General features: G+C 64.6%; 17 protein-coding genes and 1 pseudogene. 7 read left to right on the top strand and 11 right to left on the bottom strand.

Going from position 1 to position 26,134, the window contains the following annotated elements:
* Positions 1 to 13: 13 nt before the first annotated feature.
* Together PTE30175_RS28955 and PTE30175_RS03730 are read right to left on the bottom strand one after the other, a co-directional pair.
* On the bottom strand, positions 14 to 1,651 hold the full coding sequence (locus PTE30175_RS28955; RefSeq protein ID WP_150695691.1) for a methyl-accepting chemotaxis protein: 1,638 nt from the start codon (positions 1,649 to 1,651) through the stop codon (positions 14 to 16).
* 269 nt (positions 1,652 to 1,920) lie between these two features.
* Positions 1,921 to 2,625: pseudogene (locus PTE30175_RS03730) on the bottom strand (HPP family protein); the annotation flags it as partial.
* A 679-nt stretch (positions 2,626 to 3,304) separates the two neighbouring features.
* On the opposite strand from PTE30175_RS03730, the gene PTE30175_RS03725 reads away from it, so the two are divergent.
* On the top strand, positions 3,305 to 4,024 hold the full coding sequence (locus tag PTE30175_RS03725) for a formylglycine-generating enzyme family protein (protein WP_150695689.1): 720 nt from the start codon (positions 3,305 to 3,307) through the stop codon (positions 4,022 to 4,024).
* 463 nt (positions 4,025 to 4,487) lie between these two features.
* On the opposite strand, the gene PTE30175_RS03720 is transcribed toward PTE30175_RS03725, so the two are convergent.
* The 5 genes from PTE30175_RS03720 to PTE30175_RS03700 all read right to left on the bottom strand — a co-directional run bounded on the left by PTE30175_RS03720 (position 4,488) and on the right by PTE30175_RS03700 (position 11,985).
* On the bottom strand, positions 4,488 to 4,958 hold the full coding sequence (locus PTE30175_RS03720; protein ID WP_150695688.1) for an RcnB family protein: 471 nt from the start codon (positions 4,956 to 4,958) through the stop codon (positions 4,488 to 4,490).
* Positions 4,959 to 5,116: 158 nt separating this feature from the next.
* Positions 5,117 to 6,649, bottom strand: coding sequence for an efflux transporter outer membrane subunit (locus tag PTE30175_RS03715; protein ID WP_150695687.1), 1,533 nt, complete (start codon positions 6,647 to 6,649; stop codon positions 5,117 to 5,119).
* Between the two features lie 11 nt (positions 6,650 to 6,660).
* Entirely contained in the window at positions 6,661 to 9,846 is a 3,186-nt protein-coding gene (locus PTE30175_RS03710) for an efflux RND transporter permease subunit (RefSeq protein ID WP_150695686.1), read from the bottom strand.
* Positions 9,847 to 9,875: 29 nt separating this feature from the next.
* Positions 9,876 to 11,081 carry an efflux RND transporter periplasmic adaptor subunit gene (locus PTE30175_RS03705; RefSeq protein ID WP_150695685.1) on the bottom strand — a complete coding sequence of 402 codons (1,206 nt, stop codon included), beginning with the start codon at positions 11,079 to 11,081 and terminating at the stop codon, positions 9,876 to 9,878.
* A 25-nt stretch (positions 11,082 to 11,106) separates the two neighbouring features.
* Entirely contained in the window at positions 11,107 to 11,985 is an 879-nt protein-coding gene (locus tag PTE30175_RS03700) for an alpha/beta hydrolase (RefSeq protein WP_150695684.1), read from the bottom strand.
* A gap of 178 nt (positions 11,986 to 12,163) precedes the next feature.
* On the opposite strand from PTE30175_RS03700, the gene PTE30175_RS03695 reads away from it, so the two are divergent.
* Positions 12,164 to 13,171: a LysR family transcriptional regulator gene (locus PTE30175_RS03695; protein ID WP_150695683.1), complete on the top strand. Its 1,008-nt coding sequence runs from the start codon at positions 12,164 to 12,166 to the stop codon at positions 13,169 to 13,171.
* Positions 13,172 to 13,188: 17 nt separating this feature from the next.
* Here the strand turns inward: PTE30175_RS03695 and PTE30175_RS03690 are convergent, their stop codons facing one another.
* Together PTE30175_RS03690 and PTE30175_RS29030 are read right to left on the bottom strand one after the other, a co-directional pair.
* Entirely contained in the window at positions 13,189 to 14,163 is a 975-nt protein-coding gene (locus PTE30175_RS03690) for a cysteine synthase A (protein ID WP_150695682.1), read from the bottom strand.
* 251 nt (positions 14,164 to 14,414) lie between these two features.
* Positions 14,415 to 15,269 (bottom strand): glutamate-rich protein 5, encoded by an 855-nt coding sequence (locus tag PTE30175_RS29030; RefSeq protein ID WP_224788584.1) that lies wholly within the window; start codon positions 15,267 to 15,269, stop codon positions 14,415 to 14,417.
* A gap of 304 nt (positions 15,270 to 15,573) precedes the next feature.
* Here PTE30175_RS29030 and PTE30175_RS03680 point away from each other — a divergent pair, with 304 nt between their 5' ends.
* From PTE30175_RS03680 to PTE30175_RS03670, 3 genes are read left to right on the top strand one after another with little or no spacing between them, the layout of a single operon-like run.
* The gene (locus tag PTE30175_RS03680) at positions 15,574 to 16,608 is read left to right on the top strand and encodes an adenine nucleotide alpha hydrolase family protein (RefSeq protein ID WP_150695680.1); all 1,035 of its coding nucleotides are present in this window, start codon (positions 15,574 to 15,576) and stop codon (positions 16,606 to 16,608) included.
* 5 nt (positions 16,609 to 16,613) lie between these two features.
* Positions 16,614 to 17,171 carry a DUF6445 family protein gene (locus tag PTE30175_RS03675; protein ID WP_150695679.1) on the top strand — a complete coding sequence of 186 codons (558 nt, stop codon included), beginning with the start codon at positions 16,614 to 16,616 and terminating at the stop codon, positions 17,169 to 17,171.
* A gap of 26 nt (positions 17,172 to 17,197) precedes the next feature.
* The gene (locus PTE30175_RS03670) at positions 17,198 to 17,563 is read left to right on the top strand and encodes a hypothetical protein (protein ID WP_150695678.1); all 366 of its coding nucleotides are present in this window, start codon (positions 17,198 to 17,200) and stop codon (positions 17,561 to 17,563) included.
* Positions 17,564 to 17,720: 157 nt separating this feature from the next.
* Here the strand turns inward: PTE30175_RS03670 and cphA (PTE30175_RS03665) are convergent, their stop codons facing one another.
* Together cphA (PTE30175_RS03665) and cphA (PTE30175_RS03660) are read right to left on the bottom strand one after the other, a co-directional pair.
* Complete coding sequence (gene cphA / locus PTE30175_RS03665; protein ID WP_150695677.1) at positions 17,721 to 20,294, bottom strand: cyanophycin synthetase; 2,574 nt, start codon at positions 20,292 to 20,294, stop codon at positions 17,721 to 17,723.
* A gap of 34 nt (positions 20,295 to 20,328) precedes the next feature.
* Positions 20,329 to 22,965, bottom strand: coding sequence for a cyanophycin synthetase (gene cphA / locus PTE30175_RS03660; protein WP_150695676.1), 2,637 nt, complete (start codon positions 22,963 to 22,965; stop codon positions 20,329 to 20,331).
* A 302-nt stretch (positions 22,966 to 23,267) separates the two neighbouring features.
* On the opposite strand from cphA (PTE30175_RS03660), the gene PTE30175_RS03655 reads away from it, so the two are divergent.
* Both PTE30175_RS03655 and PTE30175_RS03650 read left to right on the top strand, forming a co-directional pair.
* Positions 23,268 to 25,628, top strand: a complete 2,361-nt coding sequence (locus tag PTE30175_RS03655; protein WP_150695675.1) for a cyanophycin metabolism-associated ABC transporter — start codon at positions 23,268 to 23,270, stop codon at positions 25,626 to 25,628.
* Between the two features lie 12 nt (positions 25,629 to 25,640).
* Positions 25,641 to 26,108 carry a cyanophycin metabolism-associated DUF1854 family protein gene (locus PTE30175_RS03650; RefSeq protein WP_150695674.1) on the top strand — a complete coding sequence of 156 codons (468 nt, stop codon included), beginning with the start codon at positions 25,641 to 25,643 and terminating at the stop codon, positions 26,106 to 26,108.
* Positions 26,109 to 26,134 lie beyond the last annotated feature (26 nt).

Here is a 26,134-nt window from a genome sequence, read left to right as displayed (position 1 = left end):
ATCAAGGCCGTATTCAGGCGGCCAATGCCATTCCTCCTTGGGTGTCACGCGAGTAGCCTGGCGCTGTCGCGGCGGCAACGGGCGCCTCATGCGAAGACAGGCGGAACAACGCGACCGACTCGCGCAGGCGCTGCGCTTGCGTTTCGAGCGACCCGGCTGCCGCCGACGCCTCCTCGACCAGCGCCGCGTTCTGCTGCGTCATCTCGTCCATCTGTGTGACTGCGCGGTTGACCTGCTCGATGCCGCTGCTTTGCTCGATGGACGCGGCCGAGATCTCGCCCATGATGTCCGTGACCCGTTTGACGGCCTGCACGATGTCGGCCATCGTGGTGCCCGCGCGCTCGACCAGCATCGTACCGTTCTGAACCCGTTCGCCGGAGGCTTCGATCAGCCCTTTGATCTCCTTCGCGGCCGCCGCGCTGCGCTGGGCGAGGGTGCGGACTTCGCCGGCCACGACCGCAAAGCCGCGGCCCTGTTCGCCGGCACGCGCCGCTTCGACGGCGGCATTGAGTGCGAGGATGTTCGTCTGGAAGGCGATGCCGTCGATAACGGTCAGGATTTCCGTGACCTTCTGCGAGCTTTCCGCAATGCCGCGCATCGTTGTCACGACCTCCTGAACCACATTCCCGCCCCGTTCGGCCGTCTCGGAAGCGGTCACGGCAAGCTGACTGGCCTGGCGCGCATTCTCGGCGTTTTGTTTGACGACCGCCGTCAACTCTTCCATGCTGGCTGCCGTTTGTTCGAGCGACGACGCTTGCGATTCGGTGCGTTGCGAGAGATCCGCATTGCCTTCCGCGATTTCGTGGGCGCCGGCATGGATCGCCTCGGTGCTTTCGCGCACGACACCGACGGTGGTCGCGAGCGATTGCTGCATGCGGCCCAGCGCACCGAACAGATGGCCCATTTCATTCGATGTGCGCTGCTGCACGCGGGCGCTGAGATCGCCGCCGGCGATACGTTCGAAGTGGCCGATCATCTGCTGAATGGGGCGCACCACCGCGCGCGCGAGCATCAGGCGGCCCCACACACCGACGACCAGCGCGACGGCGAGGGCTACGCCGAGCGAGATCTGCATGGTGAGAAAACGCGTTTGCGCCGCTTGAAAGCGCGCATTCTGGCGGGCGATCAGTATCTCTTCCAGATTGCGCAGGATCGAGTCGTAGGCGGCGTAGGCGGGGGGGGCCATGCGTGACTGGATCTGGTGGTACGTGGTCATGTCGCCGGCCTTGAGCGCGGCCATGGACGGATCGATGATTTCCTTGAGGAAAGCCTGACGCTTGAGGTCTGCGGCGCGGGCAAGTTCGTCTTCCTTCGCATCGTCCTTCGGGCGTGTCATGTACGCTTTCCACTGGGCGTCCGATTGCTCGACGTACCCGCTGCTGCGCTTGAAGACCTTGGCGGCGCCTTCGGGGTCGTCGCCGAGCGCGAGGTATGACGAATACGTCGACATCGACAGGCGCAGGCGTAGCAGTTGCTCGGAGGCTATCTTGAGTTCCGCGAGCGCGGGGGTATCGACCTTGGAGATGGCGCTGAGGGATTGATTGCTCGACGCCAGGGCGCTCATGCCGAGTACGCAGACAACAATGAGCAGGGCGCCGAGCAAGCCAACGACCAGCGTCAGGCTGGTCCGAATCGTGATGTTCTTATACATGTTTTCGACAGGAGAGGATTGTCCTGGTCGCGCGCATGTCCCTTGCGCGGCCCCGTCCCGGGCGTTGATGCGACTAACGCGGGGGTATAGGGATTATCGGCATATAAGAACCGGAACTTGAGGTGAGGCCGGTGTTACTGCAGCGATTCGGTCGTTTCCATGTTTTTGCCGGCGTTTGCGTGGCCGGATGTTTCATTTCGCGGTTGTGGCGGTGTTGCTGCCGACGCGTGCGCGGCCTTGAAGCCGAAATGGTCGACGGCGCGCGCCATGCGTGCGTAGGCTTCGCGCTGGGTATCACGCAGCAGCGTGGCCAGGTCGTTCGGGTCGATGTCGAGCATGTCTTCGCGGCGTGCGAGCACGGCTTCGACGTCTTCAAGCAGGACCGGAATCGGCGTCATCATGACGGGTTTCGGGGTCGGTGTGGCGGGGCGAACTGCGGCATGCGGATACCGGTGGCCGGTCAGCGCGTGGTAAAGGATCGCGGTACCCAGCAGGGCGACGGATTGCACGGCGATCGGTTCGAGCACGAACCCGAAACCGAGTGCGTGGACCGACGGGCCGCCGAGGACGGCGGTCAGCGCGACAGCCCCTGAAGGCGGGTGGACGCACCGGAAAGTGAACATCAGCGCGATGGTGACGCCGACTGCGGCGGCGGCGGCGGGAACGGGCGATCCGAAATAGTTTGCGCAGGCGACACCGACGGTGGCGGCAATCAGGTTACCGCCGAGGATTGACCACGGTTGTGCAAGGGGGCTGGCCGGTACGCCGAACAGGAGTACGGCCGAGGCGCCCATGGGGGCGACCAGCCATGGAATGCTCGCCGCCGGGCCGAGCAGCCAATGCATCGACCCGCCCGTGAGGGCGATACCGACGAGTGCGCCGAACCCTGCGCGCAGGCGCTCGGACCATCGAACCGGCGCCACTGCGGGCGCGAAGCCGGTCAACCAGCGCCGGATGTCCGAAAACGTCACCATGCCATGTTGCTCCAATGTCGAAGGCCCCTGTCCTTGGCGGGAGGCCTGGATGATATTTCGTGCATGATATATCGTATTTCTTGAAATGGGGGTGTCTGCGAAAAAATATCGTATTGTGATGTAATTTTCGGGATATGGAAAGGGCGGGGGTGCTTGAGGCATGGCGGGAATGCGTTTTCGGATGGGGGCTTTCTTGCCTTTTTACTAGTGCCGTCTGCCGCCGGGCTTGCCATTGATGCTCGCGCCGGCCGCAACTGCCCGTCTTGCCTATTGATGCTCACGCCGGCCGCAGCATTGACCCGCTTTCCGCTCCCGACAGAACACACGTACGCGGAAAGCGGGTCAACGCTCCGGCGAACCGCCATCGTTCCGTCGACACACCGCCTCAAGCCGCCCAATGCTTGCCCCAGTCTGACGCGACAGCCGTCTTCACCAGTCGCTCCACGCGGCATGCCAATTCCCGGACTCGCTCTCGAGGGACCGGCGTCGACTCCGATAATCGTCATGCCGTGACACCTCGGCGGTCCACACAGCCCCCGCGGCCTCGGGGCCGTAAACCGAACGCGGGTTTCGATGTGCCGGCACCGCACGATGCGCCCCGGTTCGTTGAAACCCTCGGTGTATTCCGGCCTTATCGCGAAGGTCTGGGCGGTAACGCATCGATAACCGCCCGGATGAGATGCCATCCGGGCAAAGCGGCCGCTGCGGGCGGGCGTTACGCGGCAAGCGGCTGCGCACGCTCGATGAAGTGGTTCCGCTGCTCGAAGATTTGCGCCGAAAGTTCATGCGCAGTGCTCGCGAGTTCTTCGAGTTGCTCAAAGAACGCATGAACGAATTCCTCATCCAGCGAATCGATGCCGCCTTGGCCACCGGCGTGCCGTTCGATTTGTCGACGGAGGCGCAATGGGAGTACGCAGCGCGCAGCGGTGGGCAAAACTTCATCTGGGCGACGGACAACGGCCATCTCGATATCGGACGCAATGCCCCTTCTTACGAGCAGGAAAAGTTGCTGAGCCCAGTGGTGAAAGGTCATCCGACAGGTCAGGGGGCCGTCTGGCGCACGGCCCTCAATCCGGTGGGCATGTTTCCGCCGAATCCGCTGGGATTCTATGACATGAGTTCGAACGGTTGGGAGTGGATGCAGGACCGGTATGACGCTTCGTATTACCAGGTGAGCCCCGAGCGGGATCCCAAGGGGCCGGCGAGCGGCACGAAGCGGGTCGAACGCGGCTATGCGGAAGGCGACTATCCGTCAGGCGGGGTTCTCAACCGGTTTTCCCGTGACCCCATGATTACCGGGAGAAATCTTGATACGTGGGAGATGGGGCCGGGGCTACCGGCGACGCACACGGTGCGTTGCGCCGTGAATCTGGCTCGACCGGTTGCGGGAGTGAAGTGATGGTACTTTTGACCGGGGGATCTCATACGCGAGAAGCGCGCCCGACGTCGTCGCGGATGAACGGCACCGCGTGATACGCAGTGGTGCGTCGAAACCCACGTTCGGTTTACGGCCCCGAGGCCGCGGGGGCTGAGTGGACCGCCGGGGTGTCACGGCATGACGATTATCGGAGTCGACGCCGGTCCCTCGAGAGCGAGTCCGGGAATCGGCATGCCGCGTGGAGCGGCTGGTGAAGACGGCGGTAGTGTCAGACTGGGGCAAGCATTGGGTGGCTTGAGGCAGTGTGTCGACGGAACGGTGGCGGTTCGCCGGAGCGTTGACCCGCTTTCCGCGTACGTGTGTTCTGTCGGGAGCGGAAAGCGGGTCAATGCTGCGGCCGGCGTGAGCACCCATAGGCAAGACGGGCAGTTGCAGCCGGTGCGAGCATCGATACGCAAGCGACACACTGCCGGCCCCGAAGGTATCAGCGCCCGATGACAATCTGGGCGATGATGCCGCTCCGAACGGATATCAGAAGGTAATCGCTGCCCACGCCGACCCATTGGTAGCCATACGGTGGCGGCGGCAGGCCATAGGGGCGCCAGTTTTCGATCACGTAATTGCGGCCGCGGTAATCATACGGAATCCTATCGCCCCGGCGCCATGGCTTGTGTGCCCACGGCGGCGGTGCCGGAAACGGAGGGCGGGGCGGTGGACGACCATGGATGGGAGGGCGCCCGCCGTGGCCCGGTGGCCGGCCACCGTGTCCAGGAGGGCGTCCGCCGTGCCCGGGCGGTCGGCCCCCGCCGTTTCCGGGAGGGCGCCCGCCGGGACGGCCCGGGCCAGACGGCAGTGTCTGCGGTCCGCCTTGCGCCTGGACGAATGTCGATATGCCGGCGAGTCCGGCGGTGGCCGTTGCCGTGAAGAGCGCCAGAAGTGCACGTCGCGTTGTCATCGAAGGCTCCCTGTCGATGCGGTCGGAAGACCGGGAATGGTGTTCGGGTACACCCGCGGTCAGCCGGCAGGCCGGCTGACGCCACCATCCTAACATTCGGATTGCTGATTGCATCCATCCTGGCCGCTCGCACGACCGCAGGGCCTTCGCAATGACGATCAGCGTGCCGCGACCGTTGCCGGCGTGAGACTTTGCGGCGCCGATTGCTGCGGGGACGTTGCCGGCCCGCCCGCATCACCCCAGCCGCCGCCGAGCGCGCGGATCAGGTTGACGGTCGACACCGCTTGCGCGCCCGCCAACTGCACCGCGCTACGTTGCGACTGAAGCACCGACCGTTCCGCATCGATGACTTCCAGATAGCTGATCGAACCCTCCTGATACTGCGTGCGCGACAGTTGCGCCGCCCGGTTCGAGGCCTTCACCGCGTCGCCTTGCGCGCGCGTCTGATCAGAAAGCAAACGCAGGTTCGACAGGTTGTCCTCGACCTCCTGGAACGCAACGAGCACCTGCTGCCGATAGTTCGCCACATCCTCCTCGTACTGCGCACGCGCACGCGCCAGGTTGCCGCTGCGCGCGCCGCCGTCAAAGATCGGCAGCGACAGCATCGTGCCCGCGAGCGGCCCGAGCAGGAACGTGCGGCTCGACCACTTGAACAGGTCGCCAAGCGAGCCCGCCTCGAACCCGCCTGCCCCCGTCAACGACAGCGACGGGAAGAACGCCGACTTGGCGACACCAATGCGCGCGTTGGCGGCGGCCATCGCACGCTCGGCCGCAGCGATATCGGGGCGGCGCTCCAGCAATGCGGATGGCAGGCCCGCCGGAATCTGCACGCCGACAGGCACGAGCGGCCGCGCCGGCATGTCAAACTCGGCCGGCGTCTTGCCGAGCAAGATTGCGAGACTATGTTCGGACGCGGCACGCAAACGCGCCACCGCCAGCGCATCCGACTGCGCGGTCGCCAGTTCGGCCTTGGCGCGGGCAACGTCGAGCTCGCCGATATCGCCTTCCTCAAAGCGCCGCTGTACCAGCTTCAGGGCCTCCGCCCGCAACGTCACGGTGCGCGTGAACAGATCCTGTTCAGCATCGAGTTCGCGCAAGTTGAAGTAGTTCTGCGCGACGTCGGCCTGCAATGCCAATTGCACCGAACGGAATAGCGCTTCGCTTTGATCGGCGTCAGCGCGTGCGGCGGCGATACTGTCCGAAACACGGCCGAACAGATCGACCTCGTACGCGACGGTGGCTTGCGCGCGCCACAGCGTCTGCGGCGCAACGTTGCCGTCGGCCGGCAAGCCTTGCGAGGCCGGCGACGCTTTCTCGCGCGTGGGACCGAAGCCCGCATCGATCTTCGGGAAGAGGCCGGCGCGCGCTTGCTGCTGTACACCGCGCGCTTCCTTCACGCGCGCTGCCGCCGCCTTCAAGCTCTGGTTGGCGGCAAGCGCCTCGGTCTCGAGCCTGTCGAGGGTGGCGTCGCCGAATGCCTTCCACCATTCGCCGCGCGCGACGGCTTCCGACGGCTGCGCCGGTTTCCACGTGCCCGCTTCGTGCGAGGCGAGCGCCGCTTCCTTGAATGCCGTCGGCATTGAGACGGCCGGGGTTTCATAGGTCGGGGCCATCGAGCAGCCGGCAACCACCAGCAGGGCGCCAAGCAGCCCGGAGACGCCGAAGCCGCGTTTCATCCACATCGTCTTCATGATTCGATTCCTCAAACTTCAGCCGTGACGTTGGCCGGGACCGTCGGCGCATGGGCGCTATGCAGCGCGCGCTTGCCAGCCATCGTGCGCAACAGTACGTAGAACACGGGGGTCATCATCAGGCCGAAGCCGGTCACGCCGAGCATCCCGAAGAACACCGCGACACCCATGGCGTGACGCATTTCCGAACCGGCGCCCGTCGATGTCACGAGCGGCACCACACCCATGATGAAGGCGATCGACGTCATCAGGATGGGGCGCAGACGCAAGCGGCTCGCCTCGATCGCCGCTTGCAGCGCGGTCCGTCCCTGCAGTTCCAGTTCCCGGGCGAATTCCACGATCAGGATGGCGTTCTTCGCCGAGAGTCCCACCAGTACCATCAAGCCGATCTGCGTGAAGATGTTGTTGTCGCCGCGCGTCAGCCATACGCCGAACAGCGCGGACAAGATGCTCATGGGGACGATCATGATCACCGCCAGCGGCAGGGTCAGGCTTTCGTACTGCGCCGCAAGCACCAGGAACACGAGCAGCACGCTGATCGGGAACACCCACATCGCCGAGTTGCCGGCCAGGATCTGCTGGAACGTCAGGTCGGTCCATTCGAACTTCACGCCATGCGGCAGGGTCTGCGCCGCAATGCGTTCGACCGCAGCCTGCGCCTGGCCCGATGAATATCCGGGTGCCGGGCCGCCGTTGATGTCGGCTGCGGTGAAGCCGTTGTAACGCACGACCATTTCCGGACCGTAGGTCGGCGACACCTTCACCAGCGATGACAGCGGCACCATCTCGCCATTGCCATTGCGTGTCTTGAGCAGGCCGATGTCGTCGGCGTGGGCGCGGTAGGGCGCATCCGCCTGCACACGCACCTGATACACGCGGCCGAACTGGTTGAAATCGTTGACATACAGCGAGCCGAGGTAGATCTGCATCGTGTCGAACACGTCGGTGACGGGCACGCCAAGCTGTTTGGCCTTCACGCGGTCGAGGTCGACGTTCAATTGCGGCACGTCGATCTGGTAGGACGAGAACGTCGGGCCCAGTTCCTTGGTCTGCGAGGCTTTCTTGATGAACGCCTGCGTGGCCGCGTTCAGCGCCTCGTAGCCGACGGCGCCGCGGTCTTCCACCTGCAGCTTGAAGCCGCCGAGCGTGCCGAGACCCAACACGGGCGGCGGCGGAAACACGGCGATGAACGAATCCTTCATTTGCGAGAATTTGCCGTTCAATGTGCCGGCGATCGCGCCGGCCGACAGCGTCTTGTCATGACGCTCGGAGAACGGCTTGAGCGTGACGAACACGATGCCGGCCGACGACGAGTTCGTGAAACCGTTGACGGACAAGCCCGGGAACGCGACGGCGCTCTGCACGCCCGGTTGCTTGAGGGCGATGTCCGTCATGTCGCGGATGACCTTTTCCGTACGGTCGAGCGATGCGCCGGTCGGCAGTTGCGCGAAGGCAACCAGGTACTCCTTGTCCTGCGCAGGCACGAAGCCGCCGGGAACGACCTTGCTCATCAGCACAGTACCGCCCAGCAGTACGAGGTAGATCGCCATCATCACGGCCTTGCGGCTGATCACGCGCGTCACCCCGCGGCCATATTGCTCCGAGCCGCGGTGGAATACACGGTTGAACGCGGCGAAAAAGCGGCCGAAGAGGCGGTTCATCTGGCGCGTGAGCCAATCCGGCTTGTCGTGATGGCTCTTGAGCAGTAGCGCGGAGAGGGCAGGCGAGAGCGTCAGCGAGTTGAATGCGGAGATGACCGTCGAGATGGCGATCGTCATGGCGAACTGCTTGTAGAACTGTCCCGTCAGGCCCGACATGAAGGCGAGCGGCACGAACACGGCCACGAGCGTGAGCGCGATGGCAATGATCGGCCCGCTGACTTCGCGCATGGCCTGGTAGGTCGCTTCCTTTGGCGACAAGCCGGAGGCGATGTTGCGCTCGACGTTTTCCACCACGACGATTGCATCGTCGACCACGATCCCGATCGCCAGCACCATGCCGAACAGCGAGAGCGCGTTGATGGAATAGCCGAAGCCGAGCAGCAGCGCGAATGTGCCGATGATCGATACGGGCACCGCCAGCAGCGGGATGATCGACGCACGCCACGTTTGCAGGAACACGATCACGACCAGCACGACCAGCGCGATGGCTTCAAGCAAGGTATGGACGACGGCCTTGATCGACGAGCGCACGAACTGCGTCGGATCGTAGACGATCCGGTATTCGACGCCCGGCGGCATGTCGGCCTGCAGTTCCTTCATGGCCTCACGGACCTGGTCGGAAATCCGCAGCGAGTTCGCCCCGGGGGACTGGTTGATCGCCAACGCCACGGCAGGCTTGTTGTCGAGCAGCGAACGCAGGCCGTATTGCGATGCGTCGAGCTGTACGCGGGCGACGTCGCGCAGGTGCGTGACGGCGCCGTCGGGCGAGGTCTTCAGGATGATGTCGCGGAATTCATCTTCGCTCGTCAGCCGGCCACGGGCGTTCACGTTCAACTGCAACGGCGTGCCCGGCAGGCTCGGCGAGGCGCCGATGACGCCGGCGGCGACCTGTACGTTCTGCTCGCGGATCGCCTTGACGACGTCGGAAGCGGTCATGCCACGCTCGGCCACTTTGGCCGGGTCCAGCCACACGCGCATCGAATAGTCGCCGGCGCCCCACAACTGGACCTCGCCGACGCCGTTGATGCGCGACAGACGGTCCTTGACGTTGATCAGCGCGTAGTTGCGCAGATACGTCATGTCGTAGCGGTCGTTCGGCGAGATCAGGTGGACGACCATGGTCAGCGTCGGCGACGATTTGATCGTCGTCACGCCGAGGCGCTGCACGTCTTCCGGCAGGCGCGGCAGCGCTTGCGAGACACGGTTCTGTACGAGCTGCTGGGCCTTGTCCGGATCGGTACCGAGGCGGAACGTCACGGTCGTCGTGAGGTTGCCGTCGCTATTGGCCTGCGACTGCATGTACAACATGTTTTCGACGCCGTTGATCTGCTCTTCGAGCGGCGCGGCGACCGTTTCGGCGATCACTTTCGGGTTCGCCCCCGGATATTGGGCGTGCACCACGACCGACGGCGGCACGACTTCAGGGTATTCCGAGATCGGCAGCTGGAAGACGGCGATGAGGCCGGCCAGCAGTGTCACGATCGAGAGCACGCCCGCGAAAATGGGTCGGTCGATAAAGAATTTTGATATGTTCATGACGAAACTCGATCAGGGTCGCGGCGTTTTTATGAACGCGGCGCTGCCGGATTGGCGGCGACGGTCTTGCCTGGCGCCGGGGTGTCGGCGCCCGCCATCTGCACGGACTTCGGATTGACGGCGTCGCCCGGACGCACACGTTGCAGGCCGCTCACGACAATGCGCTCGCCGGCCTCGAGACCGGTCGCGATCTCGCGCAGACCTTCGTGGCGCGCGCCCAGCGTGACTTCGCGGTACTGCACCTTGTTCTGTGCATCGACCACCATCACGAATTTCTTGCTCTGGTCGGTGCCGATCGCGGCTTCGTCCACCAGTACTGCGGCATGCGGCGCACCGCCGCCGACCTTGATGCGGGCATACAGGCCGGGGACGAGCGTGCCGTCCGAATTGTCGAAGCGTGCGCGCACCCGGATGGTGCCGGAGGTCGTGTCGAAGCGGTTGTCGACGGAGGCCACGTCGCCGGTGCGCGAATAGCCGTCTTCGTTGGCCAGGCCGAGCGACACGGGCACCGGGGCGGTACTGCGCGCGTCTTTCGACAGATAACGCAGGAAGGTCTGTTCATCGACGTCGAACGAGGCGTAGATCGGCGAGACCGACACGACCGTCGTCAACGGTTGCGAGCCGGCGCCGGCCGAGACCGTATTGCCGACGGTGATTTCCGCGCGCGATACGCGGCCCGCGATGGGGGCGACGATCTGGGTGTAGCCGAGATTGATGCGGGCCGTTTCCACTGCAGCTTTCGCGGCCTTCAGGTTCGCGGCGGCTTCACGCGCGGCATTGTCCTTCTGGTCGAAGTCGCGCTTGGCGATCGCGTTGTCCGCAATCAGGCGCTGGGCGCGGGCGAGATCCGTGCTGGTGTAAACGTCACGGGCCTGCGCGGCGGCGAGTTGTGCCTGGGCGCGGTCGACTTCGGCGGCATACGGGCGCGGGTCGATGGTAAACAGCGGATCGCCTTTCTTGACCAGGGCGCCGTCCTTGAAATGGACGGCGACGATCGTGCCGGAGACGAGGGGCTTGATGTCGACGCGGTCGATCGCTTCGAGACGGCCCGAATAGCTTTGCCAGTCGGTGATGGTGCGCGCGAGGACGTTGGCAACGTCGACTTCCGCGGCCGGCACGGATTGCACGGCCGACGGCGTGCTGGCGTCGACGCGCACGACGGTGAACGTGCCGATGGCGATCACGGCCAGCGTGGCGGCAATGGCGAAGGCGAGGGGTTTGCGAGCGATAGTCATGTCGAAAATCTCCGTAGACAGGGATTTACTTGTTATGGCCGACCGGCGGCAACGCCAGTTGACGGGTAAAAAAGGCCGCAACTTCGGAGAGCGCGGCGGGCAGGGCGGCCAGTGCGCCATGCGAGGCGCTGCGATGGCGCGTGACTTGCGTCGGGACCCCGGCGGCGATCAGTTCGCCGGCGTACTTCTCGGCCTCCACGTGCAGCAGGTCGTGTTCGGCCGAGGCAATAAGCGCCGGGGGCAGGCCCGCCAGCCGGCGAGATTCGAGCGGCGCGGCATACGGATGCAGTCGTTGCGCCGCGTGCGGCAGATAGGCGCGGTAGCAGGCGGCGCATTCGCGGGCTTCGACGTCGGAGGGCAGTTTGACGTCGCCCAGGCGAGTCATGCTCGGATCGAGCAGCGGCGCGAGCAGCGCCTGTGCCCCAATCTCGATCTCGCCGCGATCACGCGCGATCATGGCGAGTGCCGTTGCAAGATTGCCGCCCGCGTCGTGACCCGCGACGCCCATGCGGCGTGCGTCGCCGCCGAAGCGGCGGGCATGGCGATATGCCCAGAGGGCGGCGCGATAGGCGTCTTCCGGCGCGGCCGGAAACGGGTGCTGCGGGGCAAGCGAGTAGGCGACCGACACGACCAGCGCCGGCACCTGGCTGGCGAGATAGTGGGCCGCCGCGTCGCCATCGTCGAGCGAACCCCGGGTGAAGCCGCCACCATGGAAATACATGACGGTCGGCAGGCGTGCGCCGAGCGGCACGACAACGCCGTCTTCACCCGACGGCGCCGCCTGATGCGGCTGCGGCCGGTACAGGCGCAGTGCGATCTGGCCGGCGTGGCCTTCGATAGTGACGTCGTCGGTGCGAACCCCGGCGATGGGCGCCGACATTTTCGGCTGGGCAGTGGCTGACATGTTGCGTGGCGCTGAGCGCCCCTTTGGCAGAGAGAATGAACCGAAGTCTAGTCACCACGCACGCGCGGATAAACGCCTATAATTTGGCAACACTATTCGGCCATGACGACTAATCCGCGCTACCCGCGCCGGCATTGGTTTATGCCCTGGTGGAATATTCATATATTTGGGGAATCGTATGGATCGCCTACAAGCGATGCAGGTATTCACGCGCGTGGTGGAGGCCAACAGCTTCTCGCGCGCGGCTGACATGCTCGAAATGCCGCGCACGTCCGTGACCACCGTCATCCAGAATCTCGAAGCGCATCTCGGCACCCGTTTGCTGCAGCGAACCACGCGCCGTCTCAACCTGACGCCGGACGGCGCGGCCTACTACGAACGCTGTCTGCGGATCCTGGCCGACATTGAGGAGACCGAATCATCGTTTCGGGAGGGGAGCCAGCGTGTACGCGGCAAGTTACGCGTCGACATGCCGGGCTCGATGGGAAAATTGATCGTGCTGCCGGCGTTGTGTGAATTCCACACGAAGTATCCGGAAGTCGAATTGATGATCGGCATGGGCGACAAACCGGTCGATCTGATTCAGGAAGGCGTGGACTGCGTGCTGCGCGTGGGCACGCTGCAGGATTCGAGCCTGGTGGCGCGCCGAATCGGCCTGTTCCAGGGGCTGACGTGTGCCGCCCCCGGCTATCTGGAACGCATGGGCGTGCCGCGCACACTGGATGATCTCCAGCAACATATTGCGGTGCACTATTTTTCCAGCCGAACGGGCCGCGTGCTCGATGACGAGTTTCTCGTCGACGGCAAGGAGGTCGAGATCCGCATGGCGGGCCCGGTCGCGGTCAATGACGCCGAGGCGTATCTGACGTGCGGGCTCGAAGGCTTCGGCATCATCCAGATCGCGCGCTTCATGGCGCTGCCGTACTTGCAAAGCGGGCAGTTGGTGGAACTGCTGCCTGAGTGGAAGCCGCCTCCCATGCCGATTTCGGCCGTGTATCCGCACAATCGACATTTGTCGCCGAAGGTGCGGGTGTTTGTCGATTGGGTGGCCGAGTTGTTCGAGCGATGCCCGCTGCTGCAAGGACTGGACGAGACGTCGATCGAATGCAAACCGACCGTCGCCTCCGCAAGCGATATGCGGTGGCGCAGGGAAGGGGCCGATACCACGCCTGAAGTGGTGGTGTGAGGCGCTGCGGCGCCTTGTCAGCCTGCCACCAGCCCCTTCTCCGCAAGCCAGGCCGCATTGAACAGCCGGGCAAAATAAAGATTGCCGCGGTCGCACAGCAGCGTGACGATGGTGTGACCGGGTCCCATTTCGCGTGCGAGCCGGACGGCTGCCGCCACGTTGATTCCGGTCGAGCCGCCGACGAACAGACCTTCTTCCCGCAACAGTCGATACACCATCGTGACGCAAGTCTGGTCATCGACGCGGATGGCATCGTCGATGGGGGTGCCTTCGAGGTTGGCGGTCACGCGGGTGGAGCCGATGCCTTCCGTGATGGAATTGCCCTCCGCCTGGATGTCGCCGGTCTTCACGAAGCTGTACAGGCCGCTGCCGTGCGGATCCGCCAGGATCGTTTTGACGGCCGGGTTTTGTTCCTTGAGATACCGCGCAACGCCCGCGAGCGTGCCACCGGTACCGGTGGAACAGACGAACGCATCCACCTTCCCTGCGGTGTCGCGCCAGATTTCCGGTCCGGTCGTCTCAAAGTGAGCCTGCCGGTTGACGAGGTTGTCGAATTGATTGGCCCAGATCGCGTTGTCGGTCTCCTGCGCCAATCGGCCGGCAATCTTCTGATAGTTGTCGGGATCTTTGTACGGCACCGCGGGCACCGGGCGCACCTCGGCGCCGAGCACGCGCAGCAGATCCATTTTTTCCTGCGACTGGGTTTCGGGAATGACGATCACGCATCGGTATCCGCGTGCGGCGCAAATATGCGCCAATCCGATGCCGGTGTTGCCGGCTGTGCCTTCGACCACCGTGCCGCCGGCCTTGAGAGTGCCGCGCCGCTCGGCATCCTGAATGATGTAGAGGGCGGCACGGTCTTTCACCGATCCGCCAGGATTCAGGAATTCGGCTTTGCCGAGAATCTCGCACCCGGTCTGGGCACTGAGCTTGCCAAGCCGGATCAGCGGCGTATTGCCGATACTGCCGACGAAACCATCCTGTATGGCCATGCTGCCTCCTGCCTGCGATCCAACGACTGCGCGCCGCACACACATACAGCATAGTTCGACGGACGGTGCCGTGCGGTCGTATCGCCACGCTTTCGCCGGCGGGTATTCGCAGAGGGCCCGCGCTTTGGGTTTCCTGGCAACCTGGCTAGCTTGTGGCGATGCCCCGGATCTCATGAAAATCATGTCCGTCAGCTGTTGATTCTTTTTCGCTGCCAAGGGGGCAAATCATCATGAGTGAACATGACTTGGTACTACCGCTGAATCCGGAGCAAATCCAGCACATCCGCGCAATGACCGGGCAAGATATTGCGTCGATCAGGGTTGTCTCCCATCCGCCGGCCATACAGGGGCCTCAGGGGGCTGCACAAGGACTCCAGGGCGCGCAAGGCGTCCAGGGGGTTCAGGGCGTCCAGGGCGTCCAAGGACCGCAAGGCTTCCAGGGCGTTCAGGGCGTTCAGGGCGTTCAGGGCCCGCAAGGCTTCCAGGGTCCGCAAGGCGTTCAGGGTATGCAGGGGCATCAAGGCTTCCAGGGCCCGCAAGGCGTCCAAGGTCCGCAAGGCGTTCAGGGCGTTCAGGGCGTGCAGGGTCATCAGGGCTTCCAAGGTCCGCAAGGCGTCCAGGGCGTGCAGGGTCCGCAAGGCTTCCAAGGTCCGCAAAGCGCTCAAGGCTTGCAGGGACATCAAGGCTTCCAAGGCCCGCAGGGCGTCCAAGGCGTGCAGGGCTTCCAGGGCCCGCAGGGTTTCCAAGGCGTGCAGGGCTTCCAGGGCCCTCAGGGTTTCCAAGGCGTGCAGGGCTTCCAAGGCCCGCAAGGCGTGCAGGGTCCGCAGGGCGTTCAAGGCATGCAAGGTCATCAAGGTGTTTGGGGCGTGCAGGGTCCTCAAGGCTTCCAAGGTCCGCAAAACGCCTATGGCGTGCAAGGGCATCAAGGCATCCAGGGCCCGCAGGGCGTACAAGGCATGCAGGGTCCGCAAGGCTTCCAAGGTCCGCAAAACGCCTACGGCATGCAGGGGCACCAAGGCATCCAGGGCCCGCAAGGCGTTCAGGGCGTGCAGGGGCCGCAAGGCGTCCAGGGCTACCAGGGCATGCAGGGCGCTCAGGGTGTCCAAGGGCATCCGCTGCCCCAAGGCGTCCAAGGTTCGCAGGGGTTTCAAGGCGCGCAAGGCCCACAGGGTCCTCAAGGTCTCAATGGTATTCAGGGACCGCAGGGTAATTAAGGCGAGCACTGACGACGAGTGATGCGTGGCAGGAGCCGCCGGGCGCACAACGCGGCCGGCCGCTCCTGGCGCAATCGCCCGGGATCGATGCGGCAGCATCGTCCGCTCTCATCCGGTGCCCGTCGTCATGGCCGCGCCGCACGTGCGCCTGCGCTGTTTGAATCCGTGCTGTCCTTCCCGCCTGGGAGTTTCGGAAATGTCATCCGCCATCCTGAATCTGTCTCCGGAACAACGCGAGGCATTGTTCAACGCCACCGGCATGCCGTTGCGCCGGCTCGGCATCGACGTATCGAGCGGCGTCGCCCGCGCCATTGACCGCCATTGCACACGCTGCCTGTTGGCGGAAGACCTTCCGGGGGTGCAGATCGGTCCGACGGGCCTGTGCAGTGACTGTGTTGAATTCGAAGTCGAATCGGCACAAGGGTTCTATGCACCGGAGCGGCTGCTTGAAGTTGTCAGTACGTACCGGGGGGCGGGCACGCCGGATTCGGTGCTGGCATTCTCGGGCGGCAAGGACAGTGCGCTTGCGCTATGGCTCGCCGTCAATGAACTGAAGCTCAAGCCAGTCGCGGTTCTGGTGGACAACGGGTTCATACCCGATGCCGTGAAAGAGAATGGCCGCGCACTGTGCGCACGCTTCGGCGTCGATCTGGTGATCGAGACCATCGACATTCGTCGCGCGGCGCGCGAGTCGCTGCAATCGACCGACGGCAAGATCCCCTGTACGTCGTGTATCGGGGGCGTGTTCGCTGCGATGGCAAAGACTTGCAGAGCCCGCAATCTTCGGCTGATCCTCAGTGGGCATCGGTTTCCGCCGCTGGCCTATCCGGTCAGCGCGTTCACGAAACGAAATGAAGACAATGCGTTCATGTGCGCGTCGCCGCTGCTCTCACGGCGCATGAGCGAGTCGGAGCAGCTCGCGTTGATTCGGGCGGCAGGATGGCATAGCGTCGCCATTGCAGGCAACACGTCGAATTGCAAACTGATCGGCGTCGTCGAACAGCATTTGTACGATGTCTACGGCTACAACCCCCATATTTTCGAGGTTTCCAAGGAAATCCGAGCGGGATTTTACGATCGGCGCGTCGGATTCCGAAAGGTCGAACGGCCACGCATCGCGCCGGAACATCTGCACTGGGTGCAGTCGCGCATGGAGGACAAGCTGGCCGACGCACGCGAGGCTGCCGACACGCCACGCGGCCCGGATGCCTCCGACGTGCTGCCAAGGTGATGCCGATGCAAGATTCCATCATTGTCACGGATGACTTCTATCAGGAACCAATGCGCGTGCGCGAGTTCGCGTTGGCGCAGGATTTTTCCGTGAAGGGCAACTATCCGGGCGCCCGCACAGGACCGTTCTTGCAGGCGGATGTCGGCGCGGCCATTCAGGCGATCGTCAAGCGGCCGATCACGTACTGGCCTGTCGACACTTACAACGGGGCGTTCCAGTTCAGCGTCAAGGACGATCGCACGTGGGTACACGCGGACCACACCACGCTGTGGTCCGGCGTCCTGTACCTGAGCCCGAACGCGCCGCCCGGTGCCGGGACTGCGTTCTTTCGGCATATCGAGACCGGCATTGAACTCTACCCGGACGATCATGTCCAGCGGCAACGATGCGACAAGGACGCGAGCGTTCGTGAACGATGGATATTGACCGATCAGGTCGCCAATCGATTCAATCGTCTCGTCTTGTTTCGCGGCAAGCGATTTCATTGCAGTCAGGGCCATTTCGGCCATTGCAAGCGGACCGGGCGGCTCTTCCAGACATTTTTCTTCAACACCGATTTCTGACTTCAATCCATCTCAGGAGGGGCGCAATGGAATCATCGGAATTTTTTCTGCCTGTTGGTTCAATCGAACTCAGCAAGGAGCAATCGGCGGCGATCAAGGCGGCGTTAGGGCAGGACGTCAACGCCGTGCCGATTTATCGCGTCGTGCCGATGTCGAGCGAAAACCATTTCCTGCCGCTCTCCGGGGTGCCCGGGCTCAGCGGCATCGTCGTGCATTACGGTGCGGGACCTTCACAGGAGCCTGCCGGTGCGCAAGTCATCGCCTCGGTGATTGCCGAGATGGCGAACCCGCCGGTCGAAGGCGAGGTATTCGCGGCGCATACGAAGTTGATGGCACCGCGTCCTGACAAGGAGCGCGCGGCCGACCGGCCGGCGCAGGGCAAGACAAAATAGCGGCCGGCGAAGTCGATCTCGCCGGCATCCGGGCAGCCTGGCCAGACCGGCGATCTGCGAAACCTTGCCGGGCTTCTATCGGCATGTGCGGGCACGGGTTGCCGAACAGACGCCCTGGATGTCGACGCCGGTCCCGCGGTAGCGTGCCCGCCCGGCGTCAGGCGGCTTCGTTCACGCGTTGCGCGATATGCGCAAGCGCCTCGTCGACCTGATCGACCAGAATCAGGCAGAGTTCGCCGGCTTTGACTTGCGCGAGCGCCGTGTCGATCGCGAGAAATTCCCCGTGAATTTCCTGCACGTCCTTCGTGCGTTGCGCGTGCGCCAAGCCTTCGCGCAGCAAGGCCAACACCTCGCCGTCCTCGCGGCCGCGCTGGCACTGGTCCTGATACAGGATCACCGCGTCGAACGCGTCCCCGAGGATTTCCGTCTGGCGGCGAATATCCTCGTCTCGACGGTCGCCCGCGCCGGAAATGACCACTGAACGGCGCGTCGCCGGCATCGCCTCCACGGCTTGCGCGAGCGCCAGGATCGCGTCCGGGTTGTGGCCGTAATCGGCGATCACTGTCGCGCCGCGATAGTCGAACAGATTGAAGCGCCCCGGCGCGGTGCCCGCGTCGTTCACAAAGGTCGCCAGTCCCTGACGAATCAGGTCCGTCGGCAGATTCAACGCCCACGCCGCGCCAATCGCGGCCATCGCATTCTCGACCTGGAAGCCGATCGTGCCGCCGCGCGTGAGGGGAATCGCAGACATCGCGTAGCGCGTTTCCTGATCGCGGCAGACGGCGACGATGTCGTTGCCGTCGACGAACACCACACGCTTGCCCTGCGCGCGATGCGTCGCCATGACCGGGTGCGACGGGTCACGGGCGAAGAACGTCACGTTGCCGGGGCAGGCATCGGCCATGCGCGCGACCATCGGGTCGGCAGCATTGAGCACGGCCATGCCGCGCGGGGCCACATTGCGCACGATCACGCTCTTGAGCACCGCCAAATCCTCGACCGTGCTGATGTATGACAGGCCGAGGTGATCGCCCATGCCGATATTGGTGACAACGGCAACGTCACAACGATCGAACGCGAGGCCTTCGCGCAGCAGGCCGCCGCGCGCCGTTTCGAACACGGCGGCGTCGACATCCGGATGCAGCAGCACGTTGCGCGCGCTGCGCGGGCCGCTGCAATCGCCGGTGTCGATGCGTTGCCCCTCGATATAGATGCCGTCCGTGCCCGTCATGCCGACACGCTTGCCGTCGCGCCCGATCAGATGCGAGATCAGGCGCACGGTGGTGGTCTTGCCGTTCGTGCCGGAGACGGCCACCACGGGAATACGGCCGTCGTCGCCATCGGCGAACATCGTCGAGACGATCGCTTCGCCGACTGCGCGGCCCAGGCCGTAAGACGGTTGCAGGTGCATCCGCAGGCCGGGTGCAGCATTGACTTCCACAATGCCGCCTGCCTGTTCTTCAAACGGCTTGATGACGGTTTCGCAAACGGCGTCCACGCCGCAGATGTCGAGGCCGACCATCTGCGCGGCCGCCACGGCGCGCGCGGCGATTTCCGGATGGACGTCGTCGGTCACGTCCGTGGCCGTGCCGCCGGTCGACAGGTTGGCGTTGTTGCGCAGCAGGATGCGCGCGCCCGCGTCGGGCACCGAGTCGGCATTGAGATTCTGTTTGGCGAGCGTGGTGAGCGCAATGTCGTCGAAGCGAATCTTCGTGAGCGACGTCGCGTGCCCTTCACCGCGGCGCGGATCGGCGTTGACCGCCTCCACGAGTTGGCGCACGGTGTGCACGCCGTCGCCCGTCACCTGCGGGGGATCGCGGCGCGCGGCGGCGACCAGCTGATCGCCGACGACGAGAAGACGAAAATCATGGCCGGGGATGTAGCGCTCGATGATGACGTCGCGGCTGATCGCCGACGCGACTTCGAACGCCTTTTCGATTTCCGCGCGCGTGCGAAGGCGCACGGCCACGCCCTTGCCCTGGTTGCCGTCGCGCGGCTTGACCACGACCGGGCCGTCGATGGCCTGCACGGCACGCCAGGCGTCCTCGATATTGCGTACGGTCGCGCCAAGCGGCACCGGCACGCCGGCGGCGTGGAGCAGGGACTTCGTCAGGTCCTTGTCCTGCGCGATCGATTCGGCAACGGCGCTGGTGCGGTCGGTTTCGGCGGCCTGGATGCGGCGCTGCTTGCTGCCCCAGCCGAACTGAACCATGCTGCCCTCGGTCAGGCGGCGGTAGGGAATGCCGCGCGCCACGGCAGCGTGCACGATCGAGCCGGTGCTCGGCCCGAGGCGCACGTCTTCGTCGAGATCGCGCAGGCGATAGAGTGCGTCGGCCAGATCGAACGGGGTGTCGTCCAGGGCGGCGCGCACCAGATTCTGCGCCAGTTCGAACGCCAGCTTGCCGACCGGCTCTTCACTGTATTGCACGACGACCTGAAACGTTCCCGGTTCGATCGTTTGCGCGGTGTAGCTGAACGTGACCGGGCAACCTGCGGCGGCTTGCAGATGCAGCGCCGTGGTAGCGAGGGCGTCGGCCAGCGATGCGGGGCGTTCTTCCGCGTCGGGCGTCAACACCGCCAGCCCGGGGAAACGCGCCCGCAGGCGTGCCTCGAAACCGGCGAGATTGCCGATGGAGTATTCGAGATCGGTGCAGGTCACGATCGCCTCGATGGCGGTGTGACGGCACCAGAGGTTGGGGCCGCGCAGCGCGCGGATGCGGGAGACTTCCATAAATTGCAATCCCTGTCTGTCCACTTCGCGTCTCTCAGGCGGCAAGCGGGCGCGCGCTCGGCTGGCCCATCCATTGGTGCACGAGATCAACGACGGCGGCAGGACCGCCTTCGTCGGCTTGCAAGACGAGCACGTCGCCGGCCACGAGTTGCGCGAGCGCATCTTCTGCGGCCTGGCGGCGGGCGCCTGCTTCAATGATCTGCGGCGCACGGCCGGCCGCTGCGATGCCTGCGCGCAACTGTGCGCGCGACTCGGAGGACGGGCGCTCCTGCTTGACGCTGGCGTCGTTGCACAGCACCACGCGGTCGAACGTCTCGCCGAGCAGGCGGCCTTGTGCCTGCAGGGCGTCATCCATGCGATCGGCGCCCGGTCCGAAAACGGCAATGCGGCGGCGCGCCGGGAATTTTTCCAGCGCGGCCGCCAGCGCCTTCAGACCCGGCGCGTTGTGAACGTCGTCGACGATCACCGTCGCGCCTTGCTTCTCGAAGCGCGTGAAGCGGCCGGGCACGTCGACCTGGCCCACATCGAACGTGCTCACGCCGGCGCGCAGCACGTCGAGCGATACGCCCATCGACCAGGCGGCGGCCACGGCGGCCAATACGTTCTCGATCTGGAAGTCGACGCGGCCGTCGTACGTCAACGGCAGGGCGGCGGTGGCGGCCAGCACGATTTCCGTGTCGCCCGTCGCCAGTATCACGCGAGCGTCGCGCACGAACACGGTGCGTTTGCCGGCGGCGCGATGCGCGGCGATGGCCGGCAGAGCCTCGTCGAGGCCGAAGAAAATCACGTCGCCGTCGCACAGATCCGCCATTTCCACGACGATCGGATCGCGCGCGTTGAGCACCGCCACGCCTTCGGGCAGCACCACGTCGACCTGCGTGCGCAGTACGCTGTACATGCGGTCGATGTCTTCCACGAAATACTGGCCCAGGTGATCCGGCGTATCGAAATTGGTGACGATGCCGACCTGGCAGCGGTCGTAGGCGAGCCCTTCGGACAGGATGGCGCCGCTGTCGTTCTCGAACACGGCGGCGTCGACCGCCGGGTTCATCAGCACGCGGTGCGCAGCGTCCCAATTGGCGCGATCCCCGCGCTCGACCAAACGGTTGCCCAGAAACAGGCCGTCGCTGCAGGCGAGGCCGGTACGCTTGCCCGAAAGCCGCAGCAAATGGTTTAGCAGGCGCGCCACCACGGTCTTGCCGTTCGTGCCGGTAATACCGACGATCGGAATGCGCCCGCCGTCATCCTCCGGAAATAGATGGTCGACAATGGCACGTCCGACCGGACGCGGTTCGCCCGAGGCGGGTTTCAGGTGCATGAGCAGACCCGGACCGGCGTTGACTTCGACAATGGCGCCACGTTGCGCTGCCAGCGGCTTGCCGATGTCTTGCGCGACGAGATCCACGCCGGCGATGTCGAGGCCGACGATCCGCGCGGCCAGTGCCGCATGGGCGGCCACGCTCGGATGGACGCGGTCGGTGACGTCGAACGCGACGTTGCCGTTGCGCTGGATGAGCACATTCTTGCCGGCCGGCGGCACGGATTCGGCCTCGAAGCCCTGGCGCTTGAGCTCCAGACGCGCGGATGCGTCGATGCGCACGCGGTTGAGCGGCTGATCTTCGGCGTTGCCGCGGCGCGGGTCGCTGTTGATTTGCGACTCGATGAGTTCGAGGACGGTGCGTTTGCCATCGCCCGTGACCGAGGCTGTTTCACCCATCGCGGCGGCCACCACGCGCCCGCCCACGACGAGCAGACGGTGTTCGAGGCCGGGCACGAAACGCTCGACGATCACGCCGCTGCCTTCCTCGATGGCCACCTCGTAAGCGGTGACGATTTCGTCGCGCGTGGTGAGGTTGATGAAGACGCCGCGGCCATGATTGCCGTCGTACGGCTTGACGACGACGGGCACGCCGATGTCTTCTGCGGCTTCCCAGGCGTCGTCGGCGCTGTCCACAAGACGGCCTTCCGGCACTGGCACGCCGCACGACTCCAGCAGTTGCTTGGTCAGGTCCTTGTCGCGCGAGATGCTCTCGGCGATGGCGGACGTGCGGTCGGTCTCGGCCGTCCAGATGCGGCGGGCGCGGGCGCCGTAGCCGAGCTGGACGAGATTGCCGTCGGACAAGCGGATATGGGGGATGCCCCGGTCGTCTGCGGCATCGACGATGCAGGCCGTGCTCGGTCCAAGGCAATGTTTGTCGATGAGGTCGCGCAGATGCTCCACGGCAGCGCCGACGTCATACGACCGATTTTCGATGGCCGCCATGACCAGGTCGCGCGCGGCGAACAGCGCGGCGCGGCTCACGTCTTCGTGCCGAGCGCGCACGATGACCTTGTAGACGCCGCGAATCGGCGTTTCGCGAGCTTTGCCGAAGCCGCCGGGCATGCCGGCGAGGTTCTGCAGCTCCAGCGTGACGTGTTCCAGGATGTGGCCAGGCCAAGTGCCTTCTTGCAAACGCTGCAGGAAGCCGCCGCGTTCGCCGACGCTGCAGCGGTGCTCGATCAGTGTGGGCAGCCACTCGGACAGGCGTTCGGGGAATCCGGGGATCTTGTTGGAAGGAAAGTCCTCAAGCTCGCCGATATCGACCCATGCCTCGAGAACGGGCCGGTATGTCCACATATTCGGGCCGCGCAGGGACAGGACATCGAAAATCTCAATGTCTTTCTTTTTCATCAAATGGCTATTTCAGGCTGAAGGCAGGGGATCGAGCGTGCGAACCGCTGCTTCGCGTTGCTCGAAATCTATGCTCGGAAATTTCCGTCAACATTTTTCGTTAACGTCACAGGTGCCGGATGGTTGACGTTTCGGGAAAAAAATCCATGTTGCAGTGTGTCATGCGGGGAACCAAACCCCGCCGGGGCCGTCGCTTGGTTATACTTGCGGCAATTCGCGGGCCGTCAGGGTGGGCTCGCGTTCAATGATCTCACTCCGTTGGATTCAATGTCCGCCGCTTGAGGACACGTCTTGCCGCATCAATGAACAACAATTCCACACAGGTTTTAGCCGAACGCCCACCCATTGGGGCGCGAACCCCTGCCGCCGAAGCGTGGTATCCGGAGGTCGCGCCGCAGCTTGCGCCGGGCGAGTCCGTCGTGGCCTGGCTTACGGTCGATCTCGATGCGAGGCTGCACTTTACGCGCGGCCACGTGCTGGTGACCGACCGCCGCGTCCTGTCGCGCGCCGGCGACGGTGCGATTCCCGCAACGTGGGAAACTTTTGCGTTCCGCGCCGGCATGCAGATGACGCATACGGACCACGCCGGTGTCGGCATGCTCGAATTGACCGATACCCGGGTCCGACTGGGCTGCTGGCGTTATACGCTGGGCCGCAACCCTGCCGCGCTGCAGTTGCTCGATGCGTTCGTGCGCCAGCGCGATCTCGCCGTGTCGGGCCAGGCCGCCGAGATCGAGGCGCCCGCCACGTGCCCGATCTGCAACGCGGAGTTGCCGCCGGGCACCGACGAATGTCCGCAGTGCAATCCGGAGGTCGAGGCCCCGCCGTCGACATGGGCCTTGCTGCGCCTGTGGCGTTTTGCGCGTCCATACCAGTTCCAGTTGCTGTCCGGCTTCCTGCTGACCTTGTGTGCGACCGGCGCTACGTTGATTCCGCCGTACATGACGATGCCGTTGATGGACAACGTGCTGATTCCCTTCCAGAACGGCAAGCCCATCGACTATCACCTGGTCGGCATCTATCTGAGCGGACTGCTCGGCGCAGGCCTGGTGGCTTGGGGTTTGGGCTGGGCGAGGACCTATCTGCTGGCCAAGGTGTCCGAGCGTATCGGCGCCGATCTGCGCACGGCCACGTATCAGCATCTGCTGCGCCTGTCGCTCGAATACTTCGGTGGCAAGCGGACCGGCGACCTGATGGCGCGTATCGGTTCGGAGAGCGACCGGATCTGCGTGTTCCTCTCGCTGCACTTGCTCGATTTTGCGACCGACGTGCTGATGATCGTGATGACGGCGGCGATCCTCATCTCGATCAATCCATGGCTGGCCGTGGTGACGTTGCTGCCGCTGCCGTTCATTGCATGGCTGATTCATCTGGTGCGCGACCGGTTGCGCCATGGCTTCGAGAAAGTCGACCGCATCTGGTCCGAGATCACCAATGTGTTGGCTGACACGATTCCGGGCATTCGCGTTGTGAAGGCGTTCGCGCAGGAAAACCGCGAAGTGGCGCGCTTCAAGGAGGCCAATCGCCACAACCTGATCGTGAACGACCGGGTCAACCGGGTCTGGTCGCTGTTCTCGCCGACGGTTACGTTGCTGACCGAAATTGGTCTGCTGGTGGTCTGGATCTTCGGTATCTGGCAGGTGTCGAATCACGCGATCACGGTCGGCGTGTTGACCGCATTCCTGACCTACATCAGCCGCTTCTACACGCGTCTGGACTCGATGAGCCGGATTGTGTCCGTCACGCAAAAGGCGGCCGCCGGCGCGAAGCGGATCTTCGATATTCTCGATCACGTGTCAAACGTGCCCGAGCCGGCCAATCCGGTCCATCTGAAGGAAGTGAAGGGCGCGATCGATTTGCGCGGCATCGGATTCCGTTATGGCAATCGCGCCGTGATACGCGGCATGGACCTGCGCATCGCACCCGGCGAGATGATCGGTCTCGTAGGGCACAGCGGGTCGGGCAAGAGCACGCTCGTCAACCTGATCTGCCGTTTCTACGATATCGCCGAAGGCTCGATCCAGATCGACGGCGTCGACATTCGTGCGCTGCCGGTGTCGGAGTATCGGCGTAACGTCGGTCTGGTGTTGCAGGAGCCGTTCCTCTTTTTCGGCACGATCGCGGAGAACATCGCGTACGGCAAGCCGGAGGCCACGCGCGCCGAGATCATTGCCGCCGCACGCGCGGCCCATGCGCACGAGTTTATCCTGCGCTTGCCGCACGGCTACGACTCGCTGGTGGGCGAGCGCGGACAGGCCCTGTCGGGCGGCGAGCGCCAGCGCATCTCGATTGCGCGCGCATTGCTGATCAATCCGCGCATCCTGATTCTCGATGAGGCGACGTCATCGGTCGACACGGCCACCGAGAAGGAAATCCAGAAGGCGCTCGACAATCTCGTGCAGGGCCGCACAACGATCGCGATCGCGCACCGTCTGTCGACGCTGCGCAAGGCGGATCGCCTCGTGGTGCTCGATCGCGGCAAGATCGTCGAGGTCGGCAATCACGACGAACTGCTCGCCCGCGAGGGTGCGTATTACACACTGTATCAGGCGCAGGCGCGCAACGTCGACGCCGAGGCCGGCGAAGTGGCCCTCGATGCGGAAGGCGCCGCCGCGGTTGCCGCCGCCGCGGTAGCGTCCGCGCAGCCGCTTTCCGCGAATTAACCGGACGTAGTCATGCAGATCGATTTCACATTGTCCCGTAACGCGTTTGGCCGCCTGGTGCTGACGGACGCGGCCGGCGTCGCGCATGAAGGCGTGGTGCCGGTGCGCGCGTTCCCGATCGGCGCGCCCGACGACGGCCTTGCGCTGGTGTCCACGGAAGGGCACGAGCTCGCGTGGCTTGACCGGCTCGACGTGCTGCCCGCCGACATGCGCGCGCTGGTCAAGGAAGAGCTTGCGGCGCGTGAGTTCATGCCGGAAGTGGCGCGCATCGCGGGCGTAACGACGTATGCGACGCCAAGCACGTGGACTGTCGAGACGAATCGCGGCACGGCCGATTTCGTGCTCAAGGGCGAGGAAGACATCCGCCGCCTGGGGCCCCAGACCTTGCTGATCACGGACAGCCACGGCATCCATTTCCTGATCCGGGACCTCGGACAATTGGATAAACCGAGCCGAAAGATCCTTGATCGTTTCCTGTAGCCGACTCAGTTAGGTAGAATCGAAGC

The organism is Pandoraea terrae (genome assembly GCF_902459695.1).
GTDB classification, from domain to species: domain Bacteria; phylum Pseudomonadota; class Gammaproteobacteria; order Burkholderiales; family Burkholderiaceae; genus Pandoraea; species Pandoraea terrae.
Note: the sequence above shows the minus strand (reverse complement) of the source record. Positions and strands in the feature narration are given on the sequence as shown.